Annotated in this window: 23 protein-coding genes and 1 tRNA gene; 13 read left to right on the top strand and 11 right to left on the bottom strand. The window is 61.6% G+C overall.

Annotation, left to right across the window (positions count from 1 at the left end; all coding sequences use genetic code 11):
- Positions 1-123: 123 nt before the first annotated feature.
- Positions 124-393, top strand: a complete 270-nt coding sequence (locus tag ABHV46_RS13375; protein WP_438381861.1) for a hypothetical protein — start codon at positions 124-126, stop codon at positions 391-393.
- A gap of 24 nt (positions 394-417) precedes the next feature.
- Entirely contained in the window at positions 418-858 is a 441-nt protein-coding gene (locus ABHV46_RS13370; protein WP_438381860.1) for a YMGG-like glycine zipper-containing protein, read from the top strand.
- A gap of 241 nt (positions 859-1,099) precedes the next feature.
- On the opposite strand, the gene ABHV46_RS13365 is transcribed toward ABHV46_RS13370, so the two are convergent.
- Positions 1,100-2,671, bottom strand: coding sequence for a 2-isopropylmalate synthase (locus tag ABHV46_RS13365; protein ID WP_438381859.1), 1,572 nt, complete (start codon positions 2,669-2,671; stop codon positions 1,100-1,102).
- Positions 2,672-2,912: 241 nt separating this feature from the next.
- Positions 2,913-3,779 carry an N-acetylmuramoyl-L-alanine amidase family protein gene (locus ABHV46_RS13360; RefSeq protein ID WP_438384404.1) on the bottom strand — a complete coding sequence of 289 codons (867 nt, stop codon included), beginning with the start codon at positions 3,777-3,779 and terminating at the stop codon, positions 2,913-2,915.
- Between the two features lie 512 nt (positions 3,780-4,291).
- Here ABHV46_RS13360 and ABHV46_RS13355 point away from each other — a divergent pair.
- From ABHV46_RS13355 to ABHV46_RS13345, 3 genes are all read left to right on the top strand, one after another.
- On the top strand, positions 4,292-7,168 hold the full coding sequence (locus ABHV46_RS13355; RefSeq protein ID WP_438381858.1) for an Rne/Rng family ribonuclease: 2,877 nt from the start codon (positions 4,292-4,294) through the stop codon (positions 7,166-7,168).
- A 491-nt stretch (positions 7,169-7,659) separates the two neighbouring features.
- Positions 7,660-8,055 carry an alpha/beta hydrolase family protein gene (locus tag ABHV46_RS13350; protein ID WP_438381857.1) on the top strand — a complete coding sequence of 132 codons (396 nt, stop codon included), beginning with the start codon at positions 7,660-7,662 and terminating at the stop codon, positions 8,053-8,055.
- Positions 7,971-8,426, top strand: a complete 456-nt coding sequence (locus ABHV46_RS13345; protein ID WP_438381856.1) for a hypothetical protein — start codon at positions 7,971-7,973, stop codon at positions 8,424-8,426. The genes ABHV46_RS13350 and ABHV46_RS13345 overlap by 85 nt, the downstream gene beginning before the upstream one ends.
- Positions 8,427-8,433: 7 nt before the next feature.
- Here ABHV46_RS13345 and ABHV46_RS13340 read toward each other — a convergent pair whose 3' ends face one another.
- The gene (locus ABHV46_RS13340) at positions 8,434-8,799 is read right to left on the bottom strand and encodes a hypothetical protein (RefSeq protein WP_438381855.1); all 366 of its coding nucleotides are present in this window, start codon (positions 8,797-8,799) and stop codon (positions 8,434-8,436) included.
- On the bottom strand, positions 8,796-10,235 hold the full coding sequence (xseA, locus tag ABHV46_RS13335) for an exodeoxyribonuclease VII large subunit (protein WP_438381854.1): 1,440 nt from the start codon (positions 10,233-10,235) through the stop codon (positions 8,796-8,798). Before xseA ends, ABHV46_RS13340 begins: the two co-directional genes overlap by 4 nt.
- Before the next feature lie 58 nt (positions 10,236-10,293).
- Here xseA and purD point away from each other — a divergent pair, with 58 nt between their 5' ends.
- Positions 10,294-11,550, top strand: coding sequence for a phosphoribosylamine--glycine ligase (purD, locus tag ABHV46_RS13330; protein ID WP_438381853.1), 1,257 nt, complete (start codon positions 10,294-10,296; stop codon positions 11,548-11,550).
- Positions 11,551-11,836: 286 nt separating this feature from the next.
- On the opposite strand, the gene ABHV46_RS13325 is transcribed toward purD, so the two are convergent.
- Positions 11,837-12,202, bottom strand: coding sequence for a hypothetical protein (locus ABHV46_RS13325; protein ID WP_438381852.1), 366 nt, complete (start codon positions 12,200-12,202; stop codon positions 11,837-11,839).
- A gap of 352 nt (positions 12,203-12,554) precedes the next feature.
- On the opposite strand from ABHV46_RS13325, the gene ABHV46_RS13320 reads away from it, so the two are divergent.
- Positions 12,555-13,688 carry an acyltransferase family protein gene (locus ABHV46_RS13320; protein ID WP_438381851.1) on the top strand — a complete coding sequence of 378 codons (1,134 nt, stop codon included), beginning with the start codon at positions 12,555-12,557 and terminating at the stop codon, positions 13,686-13,688.
- Between the two features lie 10 nt (positions 13,689-13,698).
- On the opposite strand, the gene ABHV46_RS13315 is transcribed toward ABHV46_RS13320, so the two are convergent.
- Genes ABHV46_RS13315 through polA form a run of 3 tightly spaced genes read right to left on the bottom strand, consistent with a single transcriptional unit; the run spans position 13,699 to position 18,765 of the window.
- Positions 13,699-15,399 (bottom strand): ABC transporter substrate-binding protein, encoded by a 1,701-nt coding sequence (locus ABHV46_RS13315; protein ID WP_438381850.1) that lies wholly within the window; start codon positions 15,397-15,399, stop codon positions 13,699-13,701.
- Positions 15,400-16,026: an SCO family protein gene (locus ABHV46_RS13310; RefSeq protein WP_438381849.1), complete on the bottom strand. Its 627-nt coding sequence runs from the start codon at positions 16,024-16,026 to the stop codon at positions 15,400-15,402. It abuts the gene before it with no gap.
- Between the two features lie 3 nt (positions 16,027-16,029).
- Complete coding sequence (gene polA, locus ABHV46_RS13305; protein ID WP_438381848.1) at positions 16,030-18,765, bottom strand: DNA polymerase I; 2,736 nt, start codon at positions 18,763-18,765, stop codon at positions 16,030-16,032.
- Positions 18,766-18,883: 118 nt separating this feature from the next.
- On the opposite strand from polA, the gene ABHV46_RS13300 reads away from it, so the two are divergent.
- Both ABHV46_RS13300 and ABHV46_RS13295 read left to right on the top strand, forming a co-directional pair.
- Positions 18,884-19,939 (top strand): alpha/beta fold hydrolase, encoded by a 1,056-nt coding sequence (locus ABHV46_RS13300; protein ID WP_438381847.1) that lies wholly within the window; start codon positions 18,884-18,886, stop codon positions 19,937-19,939.
- A 136-nt stretch (positions 19,940-20,075) separates the two neighbouring features.
- Positions 20,076-20,152: transfer RNA gene (locus tag ABHV46_RS13295), tRNA-Arg, on the top strand.
- 94 nt (positions 20,153-20,246) lie between these two features.
- Here the strand turns inward: ABHV46_RS13295 and ABHV46_RS13290 are convergent.
- Genes ABHV46_RS13290 through ABHV46_RS13280 form a run of 3 tightly spaced genes read right to left on the bottom strand, consistent with a single transcriptional unit; the run spans position 20,247 to position 21,965 of the window.
- Entirely contained in the window at positions 20,247-21,263 is a 1,017-nt protein-coding gene (locus ABHV46_RS13290; RefSeq protein ID WP_438381846.1) for a tyrosine-type recombinase/integrase, read from the bottom strand.
- Positions 21,236-21,481 (bottom strand): hypothetical protein, encoded by a 246-nt coding sequence (locus ABHV46_RS13285; RefSeq protein ID WP_438381845.1) that lies wholly within the window; start codon positions 21,479-21,481, stop codon positions 21,236-21,238. Before ABHV46_RS13285 ends, ABHV46_RS13290 begins: the two co-directional genes overlap by 28 nt.
- The gene (locus ABHV46_RS13280; protein ID WP_438381844.1) at positions 21,474-21,965 is read right to left on the bottom strand and encodes a hypothetical protein; all 492 of its coding nucleotides are present in this window, start codon (positions 21,963-21,965) and stop codon (positions 21,474-21,476) included. Before ABHV46_RS13280 ends, ABHV46_RS13285 begins: the two co-directional genes overlap by 8 nt.
- 71 nt (positions 21,966-22,036) lie before the next feature.
- Here ABHV46_RS13280 and ABHV46_RS13275 point away from each other — a divergent pair, with 71 nt between their 5' ends.
- The 4 genes from ABHV46_RS13275 (at position 22,037) to ABHV46_RS13260 (ending at position 24,258) form a co-directional block, all read left to right on the top strand.
- The gene (locus ABHV46_RS13275; RefSeq protein ID WP_438381843.1) at positions 22,037-22,543 is read left to right on the top strand and encodes a hypothetical protein; all 507 of its coding nucleotides are present in this window, start codon (positions 22,037-22,039) and stop codon (positions 22,541-22,543) included.
- The gene (locus ABHV46_RS13270) at positions 22,540-22,863 is read left to right on the top strand and encodes a hypothetical protein (protein ID WP_438381842.1); all 324 of its coding nucleotides are present in this window, start codon (positions 22,540-22,542) and stop codon (positions 22,861-22,863) included. Before ABHV46_RS13275 ends, ABHV46_RS13270 begins: the two co-directional genes overlap by 4 nt.
- Positions 22,863-23,300 carry a hypothetical protein gene (locus tag ABHV46_RS13265; RefSeq protein WP_438381841.1) on the top strand — a complete coding sequence of 146 codons (438 nt, stop codon included), beginning with the start codon at positions 22,863-22,865 and terminating at the stop codon, positions 23,298-23,300. The genes ABHV46_RS13270 and ABHV46_RS13265 overlap by 1 nt, the downstream gene beginning before the upstream one ends.
- 409 nt (positions 23,301-23,709) lie before the next feature.
- Positions 23,710-24,258: a hypothetical protein gene (locus ABHV46_RS13260; protein WP_438381840.1), complete on the top strand. Its 549-nt coding sequence runs from the start codon at positions 23,710-23,712 to the stop codon at positions 24,256-24,258.

Here is a 24,258-nt window from a genome sequence, read left to right as displayed (position 1 = left end):
TCCGAACGCGTCCGAGGAGAAATCTGACGATCAACCTGATCACGAGGCAGTGGCGGAAGGAAACTCGACAAATACCGCCTCGTTGCGTGCAGAGTAGAACGACTTTTTAGGATAGTAGATATCATGACCAAGCATGCTTCCCTTTTCCGCCCGCGCAATTTCGCAGCCCTTGCGGCCTGCTTTGGCATGCTGGGTCTGAGCGCCTGCGGCAATCCCTATGATCCCGGTGCACGCGCCGGGTCAGGCGCGTTGATCGGCGCGGGCGGCGGTGCTGCAATCGGCGCTCTGGCCGGTGGCGGTCGCGGTGCTGCCATTGGCGCCCTCGCGGGTGGCGCGCTCGGTGCAGCCGGTGGTGCCGCAACCACGCCGAACCGCCCGCGTTCGGGCTACTGATTTTACTGAGCCTGCGAGACCAAGATGAGCGCACCCTCCCTTTTCTTCTCTGCGCCCGTGCGGCGCCTTACGGCCGCGACAGGCCTCGCCGGGCTTTGCCTCATGCTGAATGGTTGCGGCAGCCCCTATGATCCGGGCGCTCGCGCCGGATCGGGGGCGCTGATCGGTGGCGGCGCTGGTGCCGCCATCGGCGCCGTTTCTGGCGGGGGGCGCGGTGCCGCCATTGGCGCGCTTGCAGGCGGGCTTCTCGGCGCGGCGGGCGGTGCGGCTACCACGCCGAACCGCCCGAGCGGCCAGAGCAACTACTACAATCAGGGCGGCTATTATAATCAGGCGCCGCAACAGGCTTACCCGCAACAATATCCGAACGGCTATGCCCAGCCCGCCTATCCTGCCCAGCAGTCCTACCCACAGCAGGCATATCCGGCACAGCAGGGTTATCAGGGCTATCGAAACGGCTACTGATGGCTTCCTCACCATCGCTATTGCCTGAGACTTCCTATCCGAGGCAGGCGACCCAAGACCATACGCACTGATTATGCGGCTGGAGCCCGGGCCGTCATGTCAGACACAAAAAAACCTCCCGCCATCGAAAACGGCGGGAGGTTTTTTTATGATGAGTACTGCAAGTTCATATCAAGAATGATCGACGGCGGGCGCTGCGTTTTCACGGCGCCCGCCTTCGGCTTTCTCGGACTTGCCTCGGTCAGACCGACAGCGCTTCGGGCTCGGCACGGGTGCGTTTGACCACCAGCTTGTTCAGGGCATGGACGTAGGCACGCACCGCAGAGACGATCGTATCAGCATCGGCGCCCTGCCCATCGACCATCTTGCCGCCTTCCTGGAGGCGTACGGTCGTTTTGGCCTGCGCGTCAGTACCTTCCGTCACGGCACCGACCGAGAACAGCTCAAGCGCCGCCTCGTGCGGGAAGATCTCGCCAATCGCCTTGAAGGCTGCATCGACAGGGCCATTGCCCGAGACCTTGGCCGATTTCACGATACCGTCGACGAGGAGTTCCAGCTCTGCCTGGGCCGGGCGCTTGGAACCGGCCAGCAGCTCCAGCGACACGAAACGGATACGATCGTGGTCGCGCGTCTCGTCATCGACCAGAGCGCGGATATCGTCATCGAACACCGTCTTTTTCTGATCGGCCAGAACCTTGAAACGCTCGAACGCATTTTGGATCTTGTCGTCAGATAGTTCGTAGCCCAGCGACTTCAGCTTGTCGCGGAAAGCTGCGCGACCCGAATGCTTGCCCAGAACCAGCGAGGTCTTGCTCCATCCCACGCTCTCGGGGGTCATGATTTCGTAAGTGGCGGCGTTTTTCAGAATGCCGTCCTGGTGAATACCGCTCTCATGCGCAAAGGCATTGCGCCCCACGATAGCCTTGTTGGGCTGCACGTCGAAGCCGGTGATATTGGCCAGCAAGCGGGAAATACCGAGCAGGCGCGGCGTCTCGATGCGGTTCTGGAACGGAATCTTGTCGCGACGGGTACGGATGGCCATCACGATCTCTTCGAGTGCCGCATTGCCAGCGCGCTCGCCGATCCCGTTGATCGTGCATTCGATCTGACGCGCGCCGCCAGCCACAGCCGCAAGGGTATTGGCGACCCCCAGCCCAAGATCGTTATGGTTATGGGTTGAGAAAATCACCTTTTCGGCGCCGGGCACGCGCTCGCGCAGCATGGTGAAAATGGCCTGCAATTCGTCAGGCGTGGTGAAGCCGACCGTATCGGGAATATTGATGGTGGTCGCGCCATGAATAATGGCGGTCTCGACGCAGCGACACAGGAAATCGGGATCGGTGCGCGACCCATCTTCGGCAGACCACTGCACGTCATCGGTAAAGTGACGCGAGGCCTTGTTTCCCTCGGCGATCAGCTCGAGCACCGTCTCCGGCTCCATGCGCAGCTTGTATTTCATGTGCAGCGGCGAGGTGGAGATGAAGTTGTGGATGCGTCGGCGCGGTGCCTTGGCGATGGCCTCGCCTGCGGCCTCGATATCGCGCTTGCCGCCACTGCGCGCCAGACCGCAGACCACGGCCTCGCGTACGGTCTCGGCAATTTTCTGCACGCTCTCGAAATCGCCGGGCGACGCGACCGGAAATCCAGCCTCGATCACGTCCACACCCAGCTCTTCGAGCGCCTTGGCCATGCGGATCTTCTCTTCGAGATTCATTGAGAATCCGGGCGATTGTTCGCCATCACGCAGGGTGGTGTCGAAAATAATGACTCGGTCGTCAGCAACCGTGCCGAAGGAAGGATGGGTAATGGTCATGGTTTTTTTTCTTCTCAAGGCTTTGAACAACACAATCATGAACCCCCTGAACGCGCCAGACCGGCTGGCGGCGAAATGCGCTCAGGGGCTGATAAGTCGAAGCGTACGAAGAAGGAGGCCCGGGCACAGCGTGGCGCGTGCGGAAGCACGACGCATGATGCCAAAAGAGGGGCCCGAAATAATCATGATGCCTTTCCTACTGCACAAAGCCGCCCCTTGCCTAGCGTGAGCGCATCATTTTCTAGCCCGATCGCGCAATATTCGTGCCTGAACCCTGAAAATAGCGATCGATTGCGGAACTCATGGCGCTGGCGACCTGTTGCCGATATCCCCCCTGACGCAGGGCGGCCTCGTCATGACGGTTGGACATGAAGCCCATCTCGACCAGAACCGACGGGATATCGGCCGATTTGAGCACGACGAAAGCGGCGTGACGGGCGGGGTGACGCAACAGGCCGATGCGCGGCTGGAAGGACGAAACGACGCTCGCCGCCATATGAGCCGAGCCACGGCGCGTCTCTTCATGAACAAGACTCGCCAGAATATCCTGAACCTCGGACGACATGCCGTGAAAGGCAGGCCCGGCAAATCGATCGGCACTGTTTTCGGTTTGGGCGAGAGACGCTGTCTGCGCGTCCGATGCGCCATTGGAGAGCGTATAGACGCTTGCACCACGCACGGCGGGGTCATGCAGCGCGTCGGCATGCATGGAAATAAAGAGCTGCGCCTTATGTTTATGGGCGAGATCGACACGCCCTTCGAGCGGAATGAAATGATCATCGGCGCGTGTCATGACCACATCGTAGCGACCGGCGGCCTTGATCTGGCGATAGAGTTCTTTTGCTGCGGCTGCGGCGATATGTTTTTCGTAAGTACCGCTCACCCCGATCGCGCCGGGGTCTTTGCCGCCATGTCCGGGGTCGAGCATGATGACGGGTCTGGGCGGTGCCGCTGAGCCTATGACCGCAGGCGCTTTCCTGGCCGTTTGTCCATGACTGTTGTGCCGATGGGCCGCCGATGCCGGCGAACATGGCAGGATAGACGCCGTAGCCAGGGCGCTGCCAATCAGATGGCTCATCTGGCGGCGGGTCGGGTTCGAGGCGGGCATGAGGCGACCTTGGGATGAGAGCAGCGACTGACTATTCTGTGGCATCACAATGCGGTGTCAACATGGCAGGGCTGCGAGTCTTGCACGGAGCGGGATTTTCGGTCATCCTGCGGGAGAAGGATTGCGAAACGGTCGATCCGGCATCAGTGACAGAGCCTAGCTCTCCAACGCGCCGCTCCCGTTTTATGCCGTGCTTCACGCGTCAACATGGTTTGCAAGAGCCCCCTCCCTTCCGCTGGCCCACGCCGCAGGACTGCAAGAGAGGTCAGTCTTCGATCCAGTGACGCAGATGACAACTCGCTGGGGCCGCATGAAATCTGCCAGTCTCGTTTTGTGGAAAACTACCGGATCGGGCAATGCCCGGTTTCCGACGCTGTTCCGCGAGCGCTGGTCCGATGGCTCCTTTTCTTTCAAAAGTCCTCGACATTCTGCCGCGCGCGCCGGAACAGCCACTGTGTCTGCACAGGGCCTGAGACCGGGCGTGACAAGGGCCGACCGGAGTTTCCCTTTATATGAACAAGCGTATGCTGATCGACACCACCCACGCGGAAGAAACCCGCGTGGTGGTCATGGATGGTGATCGTCTCGAAGATTATGACATCGAAACATCGTCCAAGAAGCAGATTAAAGGCAATATCTACCTCGCCAAGGTAATTCGCGTCGAACCGAGCCTTCAGGCCGCCTTCGTCGATTACGGCGGCAACCGACATGGCTTCCTCGCCTTCAGCGAAATCCACCCGGATTACTTCCAGATCCCGGTTGCCGATCGTGAAAAGCTGCTTGCCCTACAGGATGAAGATCTCCGCGCCGATGAGCGCGTCGAGACCGAAAGCGACAGCCAGAGCAGCGACGAGGCAGACACTGCCGAAACCAGCGATCAGGGCGAGTTCGAAGCGCGCCCCGAAACGGTCGGTGGCGAGCATGACACGGGCGATGAGGGCGCTGCTGCCCGCCGCACGGCGCGCTTCCTGCGCAATTACAAGATTCAGGAAGTCATCCGTCGCCGCCAGATCCTGCTCGTGCAGGTCGTCAAGGAAGAGCGCGGCAACAAGGGCGCTGCCCTGACCACCTATGTCTCGCTCGCCGGTCGTTATTGCGTTCTGATGCCCAACGCCCTGCGCGGCGGTGGCGTGTCGCGCAAGATCACCTCGGATAGCGACCGCAAGCGCCTGCGCGACATCATTGCCGAGCTGGATCTGCCGCGCGGCATGGCCATGATCGTGCGTACCGCCGGTGCCCAGCGTCCGGGGCCGGAAATCACGCGCGATTGCGAATATCTGCTCCAGCTCTGGGACGATATCCGCAACCACACGCTGTCTTCGGTCGCGCCCACGCTGATCTATGAAGAAGCCAATCTGATCAAGCGCGCCATTCGCGACCTTTTCAGCAAGGACATCGAAGAGATCATCATCGATGGCGAACCGGCCTGGAAGAATGCGCGTGAATTCATGCGTCTTCTGATGCCGCATAATGCCAGCAAGGTGAAACTCTGGCGCGACCAGACCCAGAGCCTCTATGGCCGCTATCATGTCGAAGGTCATCTCGACGCGATTGCCTCGCCCATGGCCCAGCTCAAATCGGGTGGCTATCTGGTGATCAACCAGACCGAAGCCCTGGTTTCGATCGATGTGAACTCGGGCCGCTCGACGGGCCAGCGCAATATCGAAGACACGGCGGTACGGACAAACCTCGAAGCTGCCGAGGAAGTCGCCCGCCAGCTTCGCCTGCGCGACCTTGCCGGTCTGGTCGTGATCGACTTTATCGACATGGAAAGCCGCAAGCATAATTCCATGGTCGAAAAGCGCCTCAAGGACGCGCTGCGCAGCGACCGCGCGCGCATCCAGATCGGCCAGATCTCGCATTTCGGCCTGCTCGAAATGTCGCGCCAGCGTCTGCGCCCGTCTATTGCCGAAGCCGTTCTGGTTCCCTGCCCGCATTGCCAGGGCACGGGCCATGTACGCGGCGTCGAAAGCGCTGCTCTTCACGTTCTTCGTGCTGTAGACGAGGAAGGTCTGAAGCAGAAAGCAGCCGCGATCTGCGTTCACATCACCTCTGGCACCGCGCTTTACATTCTCAACAACAAGCGCGACTGGCTGGGCGAGATCGAACAGCGTCATCGCATGCATGTGTCTTTCCAGCCTGATGACACTCTGACGCCCGCCGATCTGCGTATCGAGCGCCTGCGCCCTCAGGTTCCGGCGGAAACACGTCCAGCTCAGAGACATGAGATCGAAGCACCCGTGTCTTCGGTCGAGGCCGTCGCGCAGGATGACGAGATCGAGCAGAGCGTCGATAACGTCGCCGCCCCGGAAGAAACCCGTGAAGACGGACCACGCGAAGAGGGTGCGAGAGAAGATGGCGGTCGCCGCCGTCGTCGCCGTCGCCGTCGCAACGGTCGTCGTTCGGATGACGCACGCGACGTCCAGGCTTCGTCGGAAAATGGTTCCGACGAAGAGGAAGAGACTGTGTCACACGAGGCCGCCGCTGAAGACAACGGGCGGGAAGAACAGGAGAATAGCGAGGCTGAAGCCCTGATCGTTCCCGGACGTCGCCGGATGCGTACGCGCCGCGTCTCGCGTGATGAGCGTGGTCAGGCTGAGCGTAACCAAGGAGAGCGTGGCCAGAATGAGCGCGCTCCGGGCGAGCGCCCTCAAGCCGAACCTGCGCGTGAGGCACGCCATAACAGCGAGCGCCGCGCACCTGCCGAGAAGCGCGAAAACCGCTGGGTGGGGCCGACGCCCGCCGATCCGTTCGGTGGTGGTTCGTTCGACATTTTCGATATGATCGAACAGGCTGAATCGCGTCTGGGTGCGCCTTCTGCTCTCAACAACGAACCGAAGCCGACCCTCGCGGTCGAGCCGAAGCGCGATGAAGAGGCCAGCGCGCCGGTCGCCGCCCAGGAGGAGACCTCGCGTCACGGTATCGAGAATGAGGGTCGCAAGAGCCGTTCTCGCCCGCGTCGCAAGCCTGCCGCGGCTGAGGTTGTCGAGCCTGCCCCGACAGAAACGGTCGCTGCTGATTCAGCGCCTGTGCCGGAGCCAGTCGCCGTGGCCGAAGCGGATCAGGACAAGCCCGCACCCCGTCGTCGTGGTCGCCCGCGCAAGACGCCGGTCGCTGCAGAGATGGCCGAAGCTTCGGGCGAGACGGTCGCAGCGCAGGTCGCGCCCACCGCAGTGGTGAGCGAGCCGGAGGCGCCGAAGCCCCGTCGTGGTCGTACGCCGCGCAAGGCAGCCGAGGAAGCTCCTGCTCAGGCTGAGACCAAGGCACCCGCCAAGAGCCGCGCAAGCCGGGCCAAGGCGAAGAGCGAAGACGCCGCTCCGGTAGTGCAGCCCATCAATGTCGATGAGGTCGCACCCGCAAAGCCGCGCACCGGCTGGTGGAAGCGCTGATCCTCAGCATCGTCTGGACACCAGGAAAAACGGGGCGGCTCACACCGCCCCGTTTTGCGTTTCCCGTCACTGAAGGTTGCACCCTCCATTCCATTCGCATCGATTCGCTTGACTCGGCCCCATCCAAAGGTTTCGGTCCCTACTTGCGACGGCTCCTGGGCTCGAAACTCATTGATCTGGGCAGGGTTATCCGATCCGGCCTCTACGAAAAAACTGTAGGTCCACTGCCTGTATTGCCTGACAGGTCACTGACGGTCTTCTTCGCTACCTGCCCCACCACAAGCGTCCTGAGACGACACAGGCCTGGCGGCATTCCGGCGAGTTCGGCTTGCGCAGACACCTCCCCGGTCGGTTGTCAGCATCTTATAACGCCAAGCGGGCTAGAACTTGGCATCTGGTATCCGAGCCAAGGCATCCTACACCTTCAGGATCTCGGTCCCTACGAGCAGACGTGCATTCCTGACGGGCCGGTTACGGGCCGGAACCGGGCGTTGATCGTTTTCTCTCATGGCACGGGTGGATCATGGAGCGGTCATCTCGATACGGCAGCAGCATTGGCGAGTGAGGGCTATGTCGTGGTGGCCATGACCGAGCCCGGGGATAACTGGCGCGATCAGTCGCGCGTCACCGATCTTGTGGGAAGAACACGCGCCCTGAGCGCGACGCTCGATTATATGCTCTCTCGCTGGTTGGGCAGAACACGGCTCGATAGCACGCGGATTGGGGCTTTCGGTTTTTCTGCAGGCGGGCTGACCGTGCTACTGGCGCTCGGGGCAAAGCCCGATTTTGCGCGCATCGCGTCATGGTGTCAGACGCAGCCCCACAGTTTTACCTGTGCGCTTCTGCGCATCGTCAAAAACCGCTGGATACAGCCCTGCCCGATCTGACCGACAGGCGCCTCAAGGCCGCGGTGATTGCCGCCCCGGCGCTGGGCTTCACCATGAGCAGAAAAGCCCTCGCCCCTGTGCGGATACCTGTTCAGCTGTGGCAGGCTCAGAACGATCGCATTCTGCCCTCGCCGGGCTCGGTCGAGCCCGTTCGGGACGGGCTTGACCAACGCCCCGAGACCCATCTCGTACCTCTGGCCGGACACTTCGATTTTCTGGCCCCGTGCCGCTCCGGCTTCAAAACTCTGTCTATTTGCCAGAGCGACCATGCTTTTGATCGCGCCGGATTTCACGCGGGCTTCAATACTGCACTGGGGCGATTTTTTGACGACACGTTACGCCCCCGGCCCCGCTCTGACACGCCGCGATGAATTTGTGTCAGCGGCAGACGCTTGGCGCGCCGGTCGCTGCGATATAGGTGCCGGTCAGCGGGTTGAAGCAGGCATTTTGCGGGCAGGTGCTGCCGGAACTCATGGCATCTGGAAAGACCTGTCCGCCCATACGGTTCGTTTCCTGCTGCACCGCGCCGCAAAGCGGCGTGTTGGTCGGGGCGGAAGGGTCGTTGGTGAGCTGCGCCTCATTGGCAGGCGGGGTTTCGGTGGTCATGCCCGGCGCGAAATCCTGCGGCGGCTGACGGGTTGGGGCCTGCGCCACCGGCTGGGGCGGGTTGGGTTCGGCGCAGCCGGAAAGCAGGGCCAATCCCAGAAATCCGGCGCCGAGGCCGGTGCGATAGAAATGGTTCATAACCCGAGATCCCCCTGTTCTTCCTTTTCCGTCCCCAGAGGGTCGAGCCGTCCCTGACGGGTGCCATCGGCAAAACGCAGGGTGATTGCGCCGCCACGTGGCCGCCCGGAGGCTGTCGTCACCGGTTTTCCGCGGCCATCCTGCACCAAGGCATAGCCTCGCGCCAAGACGGCCTCTGGCGAAACCGCTTCGAGCCGACCGACGATACCATTTAATCTTGCGCGATCGAGGCCGATACGGGCGTTGAGCGGCTCGGTGCCCAGACGGGCATGGGCGAACCCGGCTTTTTCCTGCTGCATGCGATGCCTGATGCCCGCAGCCAGAGCCGCGCTGGCCAGACCCAGCCCGGCCTGTTTCTGCCCCAGAAAATGCGCTGCAGAAGGCATGCGCCCTTCGAGCCCCATCAGGTGCTGGCGAGCGCGTGAGGCCACCATGGGCAAGGCGAGTTCGAGGCGTTGCCCGCGTTCGTCCAGTCTGAAACGCGCAGTTTCGAGCAGGCTCGGCAGGTCGGGCAGCTTTGCCGTCACCTGCTCTGCGCGCGCCCGCGCCAGTTGCAGATGACGCGAGAGCCCACCGGCCAGACGGGCGCCACGATGGGCGAGATCGGCCACTATTTCCGAGCGCAACGGCACGGCCATTTCGGCAGCGGCCGTCGGTGTGGGCGCACGTTGATCGGAAACATAGTCGATCAGTGTCGTATCGGTCTCATGCCCGACAGCCGAGATGAGCGGAATGGGACAGGCCGCCACCGCACGCAGAACGTTTTCCTCGTTGAACGCCATCAAATCTTCGAGCGAGCCACCGCCGCGTGCGACGATCAGAAGATCGGGACGCTGAGGCAGGGTCGAAAACCCTTCAATGGCCGCAGCAATCTGGGCCGCGGCCCCTTCGCCCTGCACGGCAACGGGCCAGACGAGGACAGAGCGGGGAAAGCGTCGGGAAAGCGTGGTGAGGATATCGTGCAACACCGCACCACGGCTGGACGTCACGAGGCCGATCACCTCTGGCAGGAACGGAATTTTCCTTTTCCGCTCAGGATCGAAGAGTCCCTCTGCGAGAAGTTTCTGGCGCAGTTTCTCGATCTTGGCGAGGAGCGCGCCCTCACCGGCAAAACTCATCTGATCGATGACGAGCTGGTAGCTGGAGCGGTCGCCATAAGCCGAGACGCGCCCGGTCGCGATCACTTCGATCCCGTTCTCGGGCACCAGCCCCAGACGCGAGACAGAGCCACGCCAGACCACACCGGAAATCTTGCCACCCTGATCCTTCAGCGAGAGATAGACATGGCCGGAGGGGTAGCGCTTGAGCTCGGTAATCTCGCCACGCACGCGCACACGGCCAAAACTGCCCTCAAGCGTACGTTTGATCGCGCCCGAGATTTCGCTGACCGAATATTCGGGCACATTGCCAGCCGCGCTCTGATCGTTTTCGCTCATGGGCGCAGTCTATGCTACGGAACGCGGGCTAGGACCAGTCAGAACAGGAAGAATGACGATGCGGGTGTTACTTGTCGGATCAGGCGGACGCGAACATGCCCTTGCGGCCTGCCTCTCCCGCTCTCCCGAGCTTGAGGCGCTGTTCATCGCCCCCGGCAATCCGGGCATGGCGCCCCTCGGAACCCTGGTGCCGCTTGCTGCCGATGATGTCGCCGCTCTCGTGGCGTTTGCGAAAGAGCAACGAATCGACCTCTTGGTGCCGGGGCCGGAAGCGCCGCTGGTCGCCGGGCTGACCGATCTCTGCGTCGAGGCAGGCATTGCCTGTGCTGGACCGAGCCAGGCCGCCAGTGCGCTCGAGGGCAGCAAGAGCTTTACCAAGGATGTGGCCGACGCCGCAGGCATTCCGACGGCACGATGGGAACGCTTCGAAGACGCCGAACCCGCCCTCGCCTTCGTGCGCCGTCGTGGCGCACCGATCGTGATCAAGGCCGATGGACTCGCTGCGGGCAAGGGCGTGATCGTGGCGCTGACGCTTGAGGAAGCAGAAGCCGCGATTATCGACATTCTGACGGACCGCAGCTTTGGCGAGGCCGGGGCGAGCATCGTGATCGAGGAATGTCTGGTCGGTCAGGAAGTCTCGCTCTTCGCTTTCTGCTCGGATGGCGAGGCCGTGCTGATCGGCGCGGCGCGCGATCACAAGCGCATTGGCGAGGGGGATACCGGCCCCAATACGGGCGGCATGGGCGCGATCTCGCCCCCGCCGCATTTCGACCGCGAGGCGCAGGAAAAGGCGCTGGATATCATGGTGCGCCCGATGCTGGCCGAGATGGTGCGCCGGGGGACGCCTTTTCGAGGGATCATTTTCGCCGGGCTTATGCTGACACAGGATGGCCCCAAGCTGATCGAATATAACGTGCGTTTTGGCGACCCTGAGGCTCAGGCTCTGCTGATCCGTCTCGATTCAGACCTCCTGCCGGTGCTCAAGGCGCTGGCCGAAGGAAAACTCGAAAACGCGTCGATACGCTTCACAGATGACGCCTCGATTTCCATTGTTCTGGCCGCACGTGGCTATCCGGGTACACCGGTCAAGGGCGGTTCCATTCGCGGCATTGAACGGGCTGAAGTTGTGCCGGGTGTATCGGTGTTTCAGGCAGGCACAGCAATGCGCGATGATACGCTCGTCGCCTCTGGCGGACGCGTTCTGACCGTGTGCGCCAAGGCCGGGACGCCAGCGCAGGCACGTGCCCGCGCCTATGAGGGCGTTGCGGCCATCGAATGGGAAGACGGTATTTTCAGACGCGATATCGGCCTCTGATATCAGACCTACGACAGTAAACCGCGCCTGCAACATTGCAGGCGCGGGTGATGGACGCTCAGACTCAGGAGGCCTGCAGCGAAGCAGGCGCCCCGATTATTTCGAGAGTGCCTTTGGGCTCAGATTGCGACGGGTCCATTTGACTTTCTTTCTCAGGCGACGTGTCCGCATTTGATTTCTCCTTCGAGGGGCTGCCCTTGTGCACTGCAAGCCGCGACAGCCCCCGCTTCATTTATCCTGAAAAGTTGTCTTTCCGGTCGATGCTTTCATCCGACAGGGCTAGACTCTAGCTTGTGCTGACCTGAAGTGGCGCGTGATCACCCAGGATTTTCCTGACCCTGCCCTCTGTCAACGTGGACATCGCGATGGTGACGACCATCGGTTCGTTGCGTGTCTGGCTCTCGCGGTAGAGCGCCGCCTGCTGCTTGCGGAGCGACATCGGTGGCGGATGGTCGTTGATCAGCCAGGCCCAGGCCCCTCTGGGTCTATGGACCTCATTCTCAGGTCTTATGGCCGCATCTGGCTTGGCCCCCATGGCCAGCCTGTATTGGTGAATCGTCTCTGACGGAATGTCGCACACCAGAAGGTCATCGACAGCGATCTGGGCATGACGGGCGGTGTCGAACACCGCCATGAGCATAGGCTGCATCATCCTGTTCTCCGTGTTGTCGTGATGGAATCGACGACGCCCACTGAATAACATTTTACCCGTGATTTACATCATTTTTCACGTTATTTTGATGTTATGATTGGCGTTTCCCGGGCCTCCTATACCGGGCCCTCCATCCTGTTATCCGCCAGCGCCCTCTTGTTCGAGCGCCACCGCAGCGTCCCCGATCTGTTCAACGCGGCAAAACGCTCCTCCTGTTGCGGCAAACCATGGCCCTGTCATGCTGACGCCATGATTGCGCGCGAGAAATAACCGGGCCTTCTTCCAGCCAGGCGTTTCATTCCTCATGGTTTTTGTAAGTAGCGAAAGGCGTCGGGCCGCATCTGACAGAACAGTGAGGCGCAATGCCGGTATAGATTGTCTGCGTGGCGTCGCCATTCTTCTGGTTGTGATCCATCATCTGGCGCTGCGCTTTCCGCTGCATCGTACAGATCTTTCCCATGTTCTGCCCGAGCGTCTGTTGCGGGCGCTGACATGGGATGGGCCTAAAGGCGTGACGATATTTTTCGTCATCTCGGGTTTCCTCATCACGCGCACCACGCTGTCGCGTTGGGGAAGCCCGGCACGTCTCGATTTACGGAGCTTTATGAGTCGTCGTGCCGCGCGCATTCTGCCGTGCCTGTTGGGGCTGATCGCGATCGCATCCTGTCTCTGGGGGCTGGGAGTGCCGGGCTTCGTACCGGAGACACCGCAACAAAGCCTTCCCGGTGCGGTCTTCGCCGCGCTGTTCATGCATCTCAACGTCTATGAGGCGAAGGCGGGCTATCTGCCTGCGTGTTGGGACGTCCTCTGGTCGCTCTCGGTCGAGGAGGCGTTTTATGTCGTGTTTCCTCTTCTATGCCTCACTTTTGGCAGGCGACGTCACGGTCTGCTGCTTTGTGTCCTTGCTCTCGCACTCGCTGCGCCCTGGTGCGACTGGTCTCTGCGCGATGCCTCTGAAATCTGGCAGGAGAAAGCCTATGGGCCGGGTGTCAGCGCCATCGCGACAGGCATCGTTACCGCACTTCTTCTAGAACCAGCGCCCGGCAACGAGGCCAGGCGCGTGACAGCGTTGGCCGGATGGAGCGGGCTGGCAGGCATTGGGGCCTATCTGGTCTGGAGCGGGCCGATCTGGTCGGTGTTGTCATGGGGAACGGCGCTTTTCTTCAACAGCGCCATCGCGCTTGCCGTCTGGGCTTTTGCCCGTGGCTGGAGTGCCCGGACAGCGCAGAAAGGGACGCTCTGGTTACGCCGCTGGGGAGAACGAAGCTATGAGATCTATCTGAGCCATATGTTTGTCATTTTACCGGTCGTGGGGCTCGCGCATTACATGGGTCTCCCCTCGCATTGGGGGTGGGTATCGTTCCTGCCGGTTCTTTGCCTTGCTTTCGCGCTAGGCAGTATTGTCGCCCGACATTTCTCGCGCCCGCTCGACCGATATTGTCTCGGTTGGCTCGCCCGCTTTCGTGCCTCCCCTGCCCGGCCCTGAAGCAGCGTTTTTAGCGCACCCAGACCTGCGAGAGCAGCATGTGGTTGAGCAGGGAATAGTGGTAATTGCCCAGGCGCTTCGAGACGAAATCGACATAGCGCATCTGGATGAGCGGAACGAGCGCGCTCTGATCCATCGCCATCTCGCCAGCCTGCTCCCATAACGCCTTGGTCACTGCGGGATCGAGCGTTTTGCGGGCGCGCTCCATCAGCGATTGCAGAGGGGCATAGCAAAAGCCACTGGCATTGGTGGCGCTGTCGGTATGAAGCCGGGCATTGTCGCAGCCCAGAAGGGCGTCGAGGAAGGTCGAGGGCGAGGGATAATCAGCGTACCAATAAGCGAGGCTAATCTGGACATGATTATCCGAATTGCGCGCATAGCCCTCGGCCGTTGCCGGAGTCATCGGTCGGACACTGGCGACGAAGCCGAGGCTCTGAAGCATGTTGCGCAGATAGACCCCCATCCCCAGACCGATCGCCTGGTTGGGTACGATGAGCGTGACGCGCCGTCCGGCCTGACCGCTCTTGCGAATGAGGGCGCGGGCGCGCTCCATATCCGGCCCTTGCCACACGCCTGAAGAGGCGACCTGCCCGAAGCGACAGGGAATATCCGCACCCGCTATGCCATGCGGCACGATCTGACAGAGCGGCTCGGCAATGGCGCTGCCGCCATAGAGAATAGCCATGGCGTGACGATCGACGGCATGGTTGATCGTCTGTCGCACTTCGAGCGAGTCGAAAGGCGGCTCATGCACGTTGAGCGCCAGATAATAGAGACCCAGCAAGGGCTGGAGATGCACCTGACCGGTGAATCTAGCGCCCAGTTCACCCAGCCTGTCCTGCGGCTTGGCATCAAGCATCGAATCATACTGTCCCTGCTCGACCGCTGTAACCTCGGCCTCGTCGGACAGGCCGAAATCATAGACCACGCGATCGACATAGCCTTCGCTCTGCGCCTGCGGATTCCAGACCCGAAAATACGGATTACGCTCGATCACGAGCTGACGTGCCGGATCGTATTGCGTGATGCGATAAGGGCCTGTGCCCGGCAACGGCGTCAAAGCCGACTCTGTCGGTGGAACGTCCTTCGGCAGGATAACCGCGTGAGGGAAAGCGAGTTTCTGCAGGAATTCGCCATCGGGTGCGCTGAGCCGGATGGTGATGCGGCGTGTCGCAGCATCGGCGCTCACCCCTTCAAGTACGCAATGGGCCGGGTCGGTAAGGCAGGCTTTGGCGCCGATGATGGCGCCATAAAATGACGAGGCCGTCGGGCTGCCAACACGGTAGATACGCCGAAGCGATGCCACAACATCGTCGACTGTCACGGGGGCGCCGTTTGAAAAACGTATGCCCTCGCGCAGGGTGAACACCCAGACCAGCCCGTCGGGGCTGATTTCCGGCAGGGATTCTACCAGATCGGGCACGACGTCGAGGCCTTTCGTGCCATCGGCCTGACGATAGGTCACCAGCCCGTCATACATGTTCACAAAGAGCTGGATATATTCGCTGGTGTAATTGATCTGCGGGTCAAGCGTGCCACCGGACGCGTCGGCGGTCAGATGCAATGTCCCCCCTCGGTGGGGGCTGCCAGTCGTGCGCCCGCTTTCGGGGACAGTCTCTGCCTCAGCATATCCGACAGAGGCGAGCGACAGCAACGCTGCGAGAAAAAGCGCGCTGCCTCTGCCTGACAACCGGAAACGCTGCGCGTTCATTCAGCCGCGATGGGCGAGCTGGTGGATGCGCGTCACCAGAGCCTCGGTACCGACCGTAGAGTCGATTGTGCCAGCATAACGCCCCTTCGGGTCCATGATGACGATACGTGGGGCCGGCACGTGATAGCTCGTCCCATCCTCGCCCTTCACCAGCTCATTGGGAGCATGAAATTCTTTCGCGACGCGCTCGATCATGCTGGGCGACCCGGTGAGCGGCACGACATGATCGCCGAGCGGCAGGGCATATTTCTTGAGATCGTCCGATTCATCATGCAGCGGGTCGAGGGTAATGGCCAGGGGCGCGAGGCTGATACCCTCACTCGTCAGCGCCTTCTTGGCATCGCTCATGGATTTCAGCACGGGGCCGCAGAGTGTCTTCGGGCAATGCGTGTCGAAAAACCAGACCATGACCCAGCTTCCCTTGAAATCGCCTTCAGTAACGTTGCCTTCACCCAGGGCTACAAGGCGGTAGCTGCCACCGATCTCATTGCCCTGCGTCGAAACGCTGCCACCGAATTTGTCGGAGAGACGATACCCGCTCCAGCTCAGGGCGAGGGCGAGAACGAGAACGACCAGCGTAATGCGCGGGGGGGTCCATCTCGTGCGGGGGGTCTTGTTCTTGTTCATTGCTTAATGTGCTTCCGCCCAGTTCGAGCCAATACCTGTTTCAACAACCAGCGGCACACTCAGTGTCGCGGCCTGCTCCATCTCGGTGCGTACGAACTCTGCAAGCCTCTCCGCCTGATCGGCACGAACCTCAAACAGCAATTCGTCATGCACCTGAAGCAGCATTCTGGCGTCCAGCCCCGTCTGTGGCAAGCGCGCACCCAGACGCACCATGGCGCGTTTGATGATATCGGCAGCACCACCCTGCAACGGCGCATTGATGGCCTGACGCTCGGCGTAGCCGCGACGGGCACCATTCTTTTCATTGATGCCCGGCACATAACAGCGGCGCCCGAGCGGCGTCGTGACATAGCCGTCACGCTTCGCGTCTTCCTTCGTGCGATCCATGTAATCGCGAATGCCGGGATAGCGGGCGAAATAGGCGTCGATATAGCGACGCGCCTCGCCTGCCGGGATGCCGAGCTGACGCGACAGACCGAAAGCGGAAATGCCGTAGATGATACCGAAATTGATCGCCTTTGCCCGTCGGCGCGTCAGCGCGTCCATGCCTTCGAGTGGCACATTGAAGACTTCGGAAGCCGTACGGGCATGAATATCCTGCCCCAGCGTGAAGGCTTCCTTCAGCGGGCCGATATCGGCCACTTCGGCCAGAAGCCGCAGCTCGATCTGCGAGTAATCGGCCGAAACCAGCACATAGCCTTCTTCAGCAATGAAGGCGCGGCGGATACGTCCGCCCTCTTCGGTACGGATCGGGATATTCTGCAGATTGGGGTCATTCGATGACAGGCGCCCGGTCGTGGTAATGGCCATCTGGAACGAGGTGTGCACGCGATGGGCGCGCGCATCCATCTGCTGCACCAATGCGTCGGCATAGGTCGATTTCAGCTTTGCCAGCTGGCGCCATGACAGAATGCGGACAGGCAATTCATGCCCGGCATCGGCGAGTTCCTGCAGCACCGAGGAATCCGTGCCCCAGGCCCCGGCCTTGGTCCGCTTTCCGCCCGGCAGGTTCATCTCATCGAACAGGATTTCACCAAGCTGCTTTGGCGAACCCAGATTGAAGCTGCGTCCGGCAAGCTGATGGATCTCGATTTCCATCTCCGCCATGCGACTGCCGAAATCGGCCGACATGCGGCGCAATTCGGCGGCATCGAGCTTCACACCCGCCTGCTCCATATCCTTCAGAATTGCGATCAGCGGGCGTTCCATCGTCTCGTACAGCGCCAGAGCCTGACGCTCGCGCAAGCCAGGCTTGAGCTTGAGCCAGAGGCGAAGCGTCACATCAGCATCTTCCGCCGCATATTCGGTGGCGCGTGCGATGGGTACATGAGCGAAAGGCACGCGGTTACGCCCGGTGCCGGTCACGCTGTCATAGGAGATGGGGTCATGCGCCAGATGCAGCCGCGACAGCTCATCCATGCCCTGACCGTGCTCACCTGCCGACTGGGCGTAGGAAATGAGCATGGTGTCATCAATGGGGGCAATTGTGTCGATTCCCGCATGGGAGAGCACCAGCAGATCGTATTTCGCGTTCTGGAAGATTTTCAGCACCGACTGATCGGCGAGAATAGGCCGGAGCGCCTCAAGCACAGCTTCGACCTCCAGCTGACCGCCAGCAGGGTGCTCGAGCGTACCTTCGTGGCGCAGCGGCACATAAGCCGCTTCGCCAGGGGCTGTGGCCAGAGACAGGCCGATGAGCGTGGCCTGACGCGCATTCAGACTATCCGTCTCGGTATCGAAGGCGAAATAGCCTGTCTTGCGCGCTCGACCGAGCCAGGTTTCGAGCACATCCAAGGATAGAATGGTCTCATAAGGGCCGTAGGGCTTTTCACCCTCCGCCACGGGCTCAGGCGCCGCCTGCGCGCGCGGGGCGGCGAGCGCACCCAGCCCCATGCGCTGGATGACAGAGTGAAAGCCCATTTTTTCAAGGAAGTCGCGCAGCACAGCGCCTTCGGGCTCGCGACAGCCGAGTGCTTCGACCGGCTCTGGCAAAGGCACGTCGCGTGCCAGCGTTACCAGCTTGAGCGAGATACGCGCGGCTTCCGCATGATCGATGAGCGATTGCTGGCGCTTGGATTTCTTCATCTCCGGCGCGGCTGCCAGAATGGCTTCCAGATCGCCGAATTCCTGCACAAGCTGCGCCGCCCCCTTGGGGCCGATCCCCGGCACGCCGGGCACGTTATCGGTCGGATCGCCCATCAGCGCCTGAACATCGATCACGCGATCTGGTGTCACGCCGAATTTGGCCTCGACCTCTTCCGCCCTGATCGGCTTCTGCTTGATCGGATCGAGCAGACTGACTCGCTCTGTCACGAGCTGCATCAGGTCCTTGTCAGACGACACGATGGTGCAGCGCCCGCCCGTTTTCTCGATCACTTCGGCGTAGGACGCGATCAGATCGTCTGCCTCGAAACCGGGCAGTTCGATCATGGGCACGTTGAATGCCTTGGTGGCGTCGCGAATGAGGGAGAATTGCGGACGCAGATCTTCCGGCGCCTCGGGACGATGGGCCTTGTATTGCGGATAAATCTCGTTGCGGAAAGTGTGTCGCCCCGCATCGAAAATCACCGCCAGATGCGTGCCCACATGATCGCGCAGCAAGCGCTGGAGCATGTTGGTAAAGCCGAACACCGCATTGACCGGCCCGCCTTCGGGGCTGCTCATGGGTGGCAGCGCATGGAAGGCGCGGAAAATGAAGCCTGAGCCATCGACGAGAACGAGATGGGGCGTAGAGCTCATGCGGCAACCGATCGGAATAAGGTCAACAAGAACAGCGTCTCCTAAATGGGTCCGGCCCGATGCAGGTCTTTGTCACCCGGCTCTGGCCAGCGCGCCCGGAGGACGCAATACTCCGCCGATGATACGAGAGTTCCGCCCGCATTCAAACCGCTGCCACGCGTCTTTGCTCAGTTCATGGCGCACTATCGCGACGCTGCTCGGTCTCTCGCTGCTTGCCGCCTGCTCTCCTCCCAAACCAGCCAGGGCGCCGCAACCGCGCGGGCAGGAGGCGGCGCTCATTCCTGCCACGCTGCATCTCTCCCTTTCCGACGGGGCTGTCGCGCCGATACGCGTCTGGCCCGCGACCGGTCAGACCCATGCGATCGTTCTCGCTCTGCATGGTTTTGGCGACAGCCGCGACGCGTGGGAATTCTCGGCCCCCCAGCTTGCGGCGGCGGGCATCGAGACCATCGCCCCCGATCTGCGCGGCTTTGGCGAAACACGCAGTCGCGGCGCGTGGAGCAGCACGGCCCGCATGGTGCAGGATGCGCGCGAAGAAGCCCTCTGGGTTCATGCCCAAAACCCCGGCATCCCGCTTTATGTCATGGGCGAGAGCATGGGCGGCGCCGTTGCGACCCTGCTCGCCACTGACCCGCCACCGGAGACGATCAGCGGCGTTATTCTGGTCTCCCCCGCTATCTGGCGTTTCGACCCTCTCTCGCGTCTCATGCTCGACGGGCTGGATGTCATCGCGCCCGACTGGGTGTTTACCGGCGCCCATGTGCCGGGCGAGCATATCGCCACCAATAACCTTGCCGCCCTGAGGCGCCTTTATTTCGACCCGCTCACCCTGCACGGCTTCCGTCTCGACACGCTGCGCGGTCTCGTCATGCTGATGGCCAGCGGGCAGGACGCCGCTTCTCGCGTGCAGCTTCCCCTGCTTGTGCTCTACGGTGATCAGGACCAAATGATCCCGGCCCCGCCCATGGCGGTTTTCTGGAAGCATCTTCCGCCGGCGGCGCGACGGGATCTGATACCGGGCGGGCATCATCTGTTGCTGCGCGACCGCAACGGGCGCAATGCGACAGGCGACATCGCTTCCTGGGTGCTGACGCCGGACCGGCTTCTGCCCTCAGGGGGCGATGTTGCGGCGGCGGCATGGATGGCGGGTGATCCGGGGCATTTCATGCCCTGACACCGGAGCATGAAGGGCGCTGCCCTGCCCCCGCCAGAGGGCCGTCGCCCTTTGGAAACCCTTGAGGCGGAATATCGGTGATGCAGATTTTGGGACTGGCGCGCCCCTGCAATTCTGGCTATGAAGCGAACCAGCGGGACCCGTAGCTCAGCTGGATAGAGCGTCGCCCTCCGAAGGCGAAGGTCGAAGGTTCGAATCCTTTCGGGTCCGCCACATCATAAAATAAACGATATAAATCAATATTTTGCGCGAAAGTTAGACAGCTTTCACCAAAGGTTAGACATTTTCCCAGTCGGTTAACGCCATTTCAGAGCTTAGCTAACGCTGATTCTGCCATCTTTGCCTGCGCGGCTGCCCGCGTGTAGCGTCCTATTTCAATCAAAGATCTATGGCCGGTGATCGCAGCGATTTCGTGGGTTAAGCACCCTGCCTCTGCGAGACGTCGAGCCGCTGCCTTACGCAAGCCGTGAGGGCTGCACCGCTCCGGCAACCCTGCTTTGCGACACCAATCCTTAAAGACGTTGTAAAAGCCGTTCACAGAAAGCGCCGCTCCGCGCGCACCTGTCAGGAAGGTTTGCCCCTCCCCATGCCATTGTTCGATCTCATTCGCGAGATCCCGATGAATAGGAATAGCCATCTCGGTTCGTGTCTTCACCTGCCGTAGGTAAATGACGTTCCCCTGTATATCGGCGGGGCCGATCCGCACTGCGTCGGAGCGGCGCTGACCAGTATAAAGCAGCAGCGCAAGGACCATTCTCTGCGGCGTGCCGGAAGGCCAGAATGCGTCATATTGTTCTATTTTGGCATCCGTCCAGAAGTGCATCCCTTCAGTGGGTCTGCGGCGCGCCAGCTTAATTCCCACTGCGGGATTGATTTCTATCCAGCCAAGCGCAATGGCGAATTCCATGAACTGATTGATCAGGCGGAGCATTCTCGCCGCTGTCGTTGGCGCATTGCCAGAGAGCGCATTGACGATAACCCGAACGTGACGGGTTTGCATCGTTTCAACCGGCAAGGCTGCAAAGCTTTGCTCTCGCATCCGGTTGAGCAGACGCCGATAGACGCTTTGCGTGCTCGTTTGCAAGCCGGTGAAATGCCGCGATGCTATCCAGTCCAGAATCAGATTATCGACCGTTCGCCCCGGATGGCGCTCACGCTTAGGCGCTACTGTCTCAGCAAGTGCCACGCCATAAGCCGCCAGAAATTCCGGGCTGTCGAGATCTGGCAGTTTTATCGGCTTGCAGCCGGGCTTGCGTAGATAGACCCTCTTTTTACCGTGCCGGTCTGCATATATTTTCAGATATCGGATTGTAAGTTTTGGCACTCCCGATCCCGATCATCGACAGCGGCTGACGAGAGCGGGCATCCTGCGCGGCGTTCCACATAAGCAGCCAGATCGCGAACTGCCCATACACGATGCGTTTTCAGCAACACGATGGACGGCAGCTCATCCTGGGGAATTCGACGCAAGCTGGATATTGATATGCAGAGCCGCTGCGCCGCACGCTCGGCATCTAACAGGTCGGGCATATAGTCAGCCATTGCCGTCACCTTCCATCCGCGAAAACTTCGCCCGCGCCTCTCCCGGCCTTGAAAAGCGCAGGCGCGTCATCTGGTCATTGAGGCTAATATCTATGAGAGGATGAGCGCAGCGGATCTTCTCCGCCTGGTTCCGCCCCAGGAGCAAGACGCGGTGGCGGATACCTTGCTGCGCATAGGCCTCGATATCGCCGCTCTGCCACAGGCAATGCCATTGCCCAGACGTGCAGGCGAATTCGGCGAGCAGGCAATATCTCGGCTCTTTAGAGATCCAGAACTCGACCAGCTCGACCGGAATGGGCTCGACAAATTTGCGCCAGGCTTTCAGGCGAGACGGCATAAGCTCCAGAAGGCGCGGGTCGAGCGAATCTGAGACACGCAGGCCCCGGCATCGCAAGGACGCAGCTTGTTCTGCCTCGGCATGGGTTGCAAAACGCTCTACCGCGCAGCGCTTGTCGTCACGTAATACAAAAGGCAGCGAGTTCATCCCTGCCTCCCGATCATATCGCGAAGGCGCTGAGCGAGTATCTGGCCCAGGCCACGGCGCTCGTTCAGTCCATGCTGGGTCGCCCGGTCCTGGCGGGTCTGTATCGCCAGACCGTGCGCGTCGGGGATGGCGAGCGCAGGCTTTCTCTCGCCCTGGCCGTCACGCCGCTGATCGCGATCGGCGGCGTGACGCAGGACGGGTCTACCCTCGACCCAGGGCCGGATGACTGGGAATCCGGCGCATCATCCGGGCTGCTCTACCCGTCGCCCCTGCAGGGCGCCTGGTGGTGGCCGGGGCGCTACTGCGTGACCTATAGGGGCGGCTGGATCGTGCCGGGTATGAAAGACAGTCACGGCAACGATCTCTCCTCCACCGTGCCCGCCGATATCCGCGCTGCCACGCTCTCGGCGGCCCGTGCCCTGTTCTACACGGCGCAGCGCGGCGATCCGCTCCTGCGTTCGGAAAGCGAGCAAGGTGTGGGGGCGAGCAGCTGGGCCACGCCTGATTCAAGCCTGGGTGGTCTGCCACCCGATGCCGCAGCCATTCTTGCCCGCTATGCGCAGGCGGGTCTTTCGTGAGCGTGGGCGCAAGCCGACGCAGGCGGCAGATCCTGCGGGCTGGTCGATCCATGGTGCTGAGCCGGGCCGATCTCTCAGAGAGCCTGACCGTCACCGGCTATGCACCGCCCCCGCAGGCGGCGCAGCTGGCCGAGGGCGCAGGCAAGGCCCCGTTCATCGTCCAGATCACCGCCGACGAGACGACACGCAGCGGTTACACGCCCCGCGCCAGGGACGAACTGCGTGACGGGCCGAAAACCTACACCCTGACCGATGCGAGCCCGGTTCATGACCGGGTCACGCTTTGCGGTTGGACCCTTATCGCTTCGGGAGGCTCGTAATGCTGTCCGCAATTGTCTGGAATGACGCCTATGCCCGCGCTTCGCTTGCAGCGGAGAAGCAGGGCGTCCCGCTGGTCGATGTGCTGATGCAGCCACCAGGGGACCGCCCGCCGCTCCACTGGTGCATGGAAGCCCAGACCAGCCGGTCTGACCGGCTCGGTCTGGGTGAAATCGACATGGAGGAGGAAGGCGAGATCGCTCTGCATCTGACCATGCGTGTGGGCAGGATCTCGACACCCGATGCCCTGACCCACTGCACGGCCATGAGCGTCCTGTTCCGGGCGCAGCAGGCCGACGCGCTGCCTTGGCCCGTGGGCCTCTATTACGATGGGCAAAGCCTCTTTCCGCCCGATCCCGACACCACCGGCAACTGGGTCAGCATGAGCCTGATGATCCGTTACCGCTATCAGGACCGAATAATTCGCGAATTAGATTGAAATAGTTTGTCTTGATATACGCGGCCCTCTAGCTTTCTACTTCCGTGAGTTTATGGAGGAAAAAACGATGGACGCCGGTCCGCGCATCTTCATTGCTGCACTCCTTGCTGCTCAATTCTCATTGGTAATAGCCCATGCACCGCCGCGCTTTTCTTTTATCGCTGAGAGTGCGGCCTACACGTCGATTCTGGCTGCCCTCGGGGGATGTGCTGTCGCCTATGTGATAGCCAGATCGATCGCCGGCATAAAAGGGAGACGTCATCGTCTCTGATCTCAGCCGGGATCGACTATCAGTTCTCTGCAAAGCCGCCCCATACGGGCGGCTTTTTTCATACGCGCAACATGGTGGCGACGACCCGCACTCGTGAGCGGACCACCGCCGCCATCTCCTCCCCCTGAAAGGCACAAGATGAAATTCTTCTCTCTTGCGGAGACCGCTGCTGGCAGCGGTCTTTTCGAGCTGTCCGGTGCTGCCCTCGACGCGCCCGGCACCTCAGTCGCCCTGACCAGGACCGCGAAGACGGTTGCGGCCGGGCTTCGTGTAGCTGTCGCCCCTTATCGGGCCATGAGCGGGATGCCCGCCCCGGTCGCACCTGCGGGCGCCGAACAGGGCCAGGCTTATGAGCTGCTCATCGAGCAGGCCGACGATGCGGGGCTTTTCGCCACCGAAAAGCAGATCCTGGTGAGCGAGACCAGCGATGCGGCGATGACGGCCTACGCGCTGCAGCTCTTTTATGGGCGCCGCGTGGCACTCACGCCCCAGCTCGAGGCTGCGACCGACGCTAAGCCGGTCGAAGCCAATCCCGCTCCGTCAAACCCCGGCAGCGTGTCCTCATCCGGGGCGCAAACATCCGGCGGCAGCGTCAGCTCGGGCGGATCTGCGAGTTCGGGTGGTGCCGTCACCTCGGGGGGCTCGGTCTCCAGCTCGGGCACCAGCTCTGCCGCGAAGGGAGCGTGA

Source organism: Asaia sp. BMEF1 (assembly GCF_051628905.1).
In the GTDB taxonomy this organism is placed as follows: Bacteria; Pseudomonadota; Alphaproteobacteria; order Acetobacterales; family Acetobacteraceae; genus Asaia.
The sequence above is the reverse complement of the archived record's forward strand: the minus strand, read 5'-3'. Positions and strand labels throughout refer to the sequence as shown.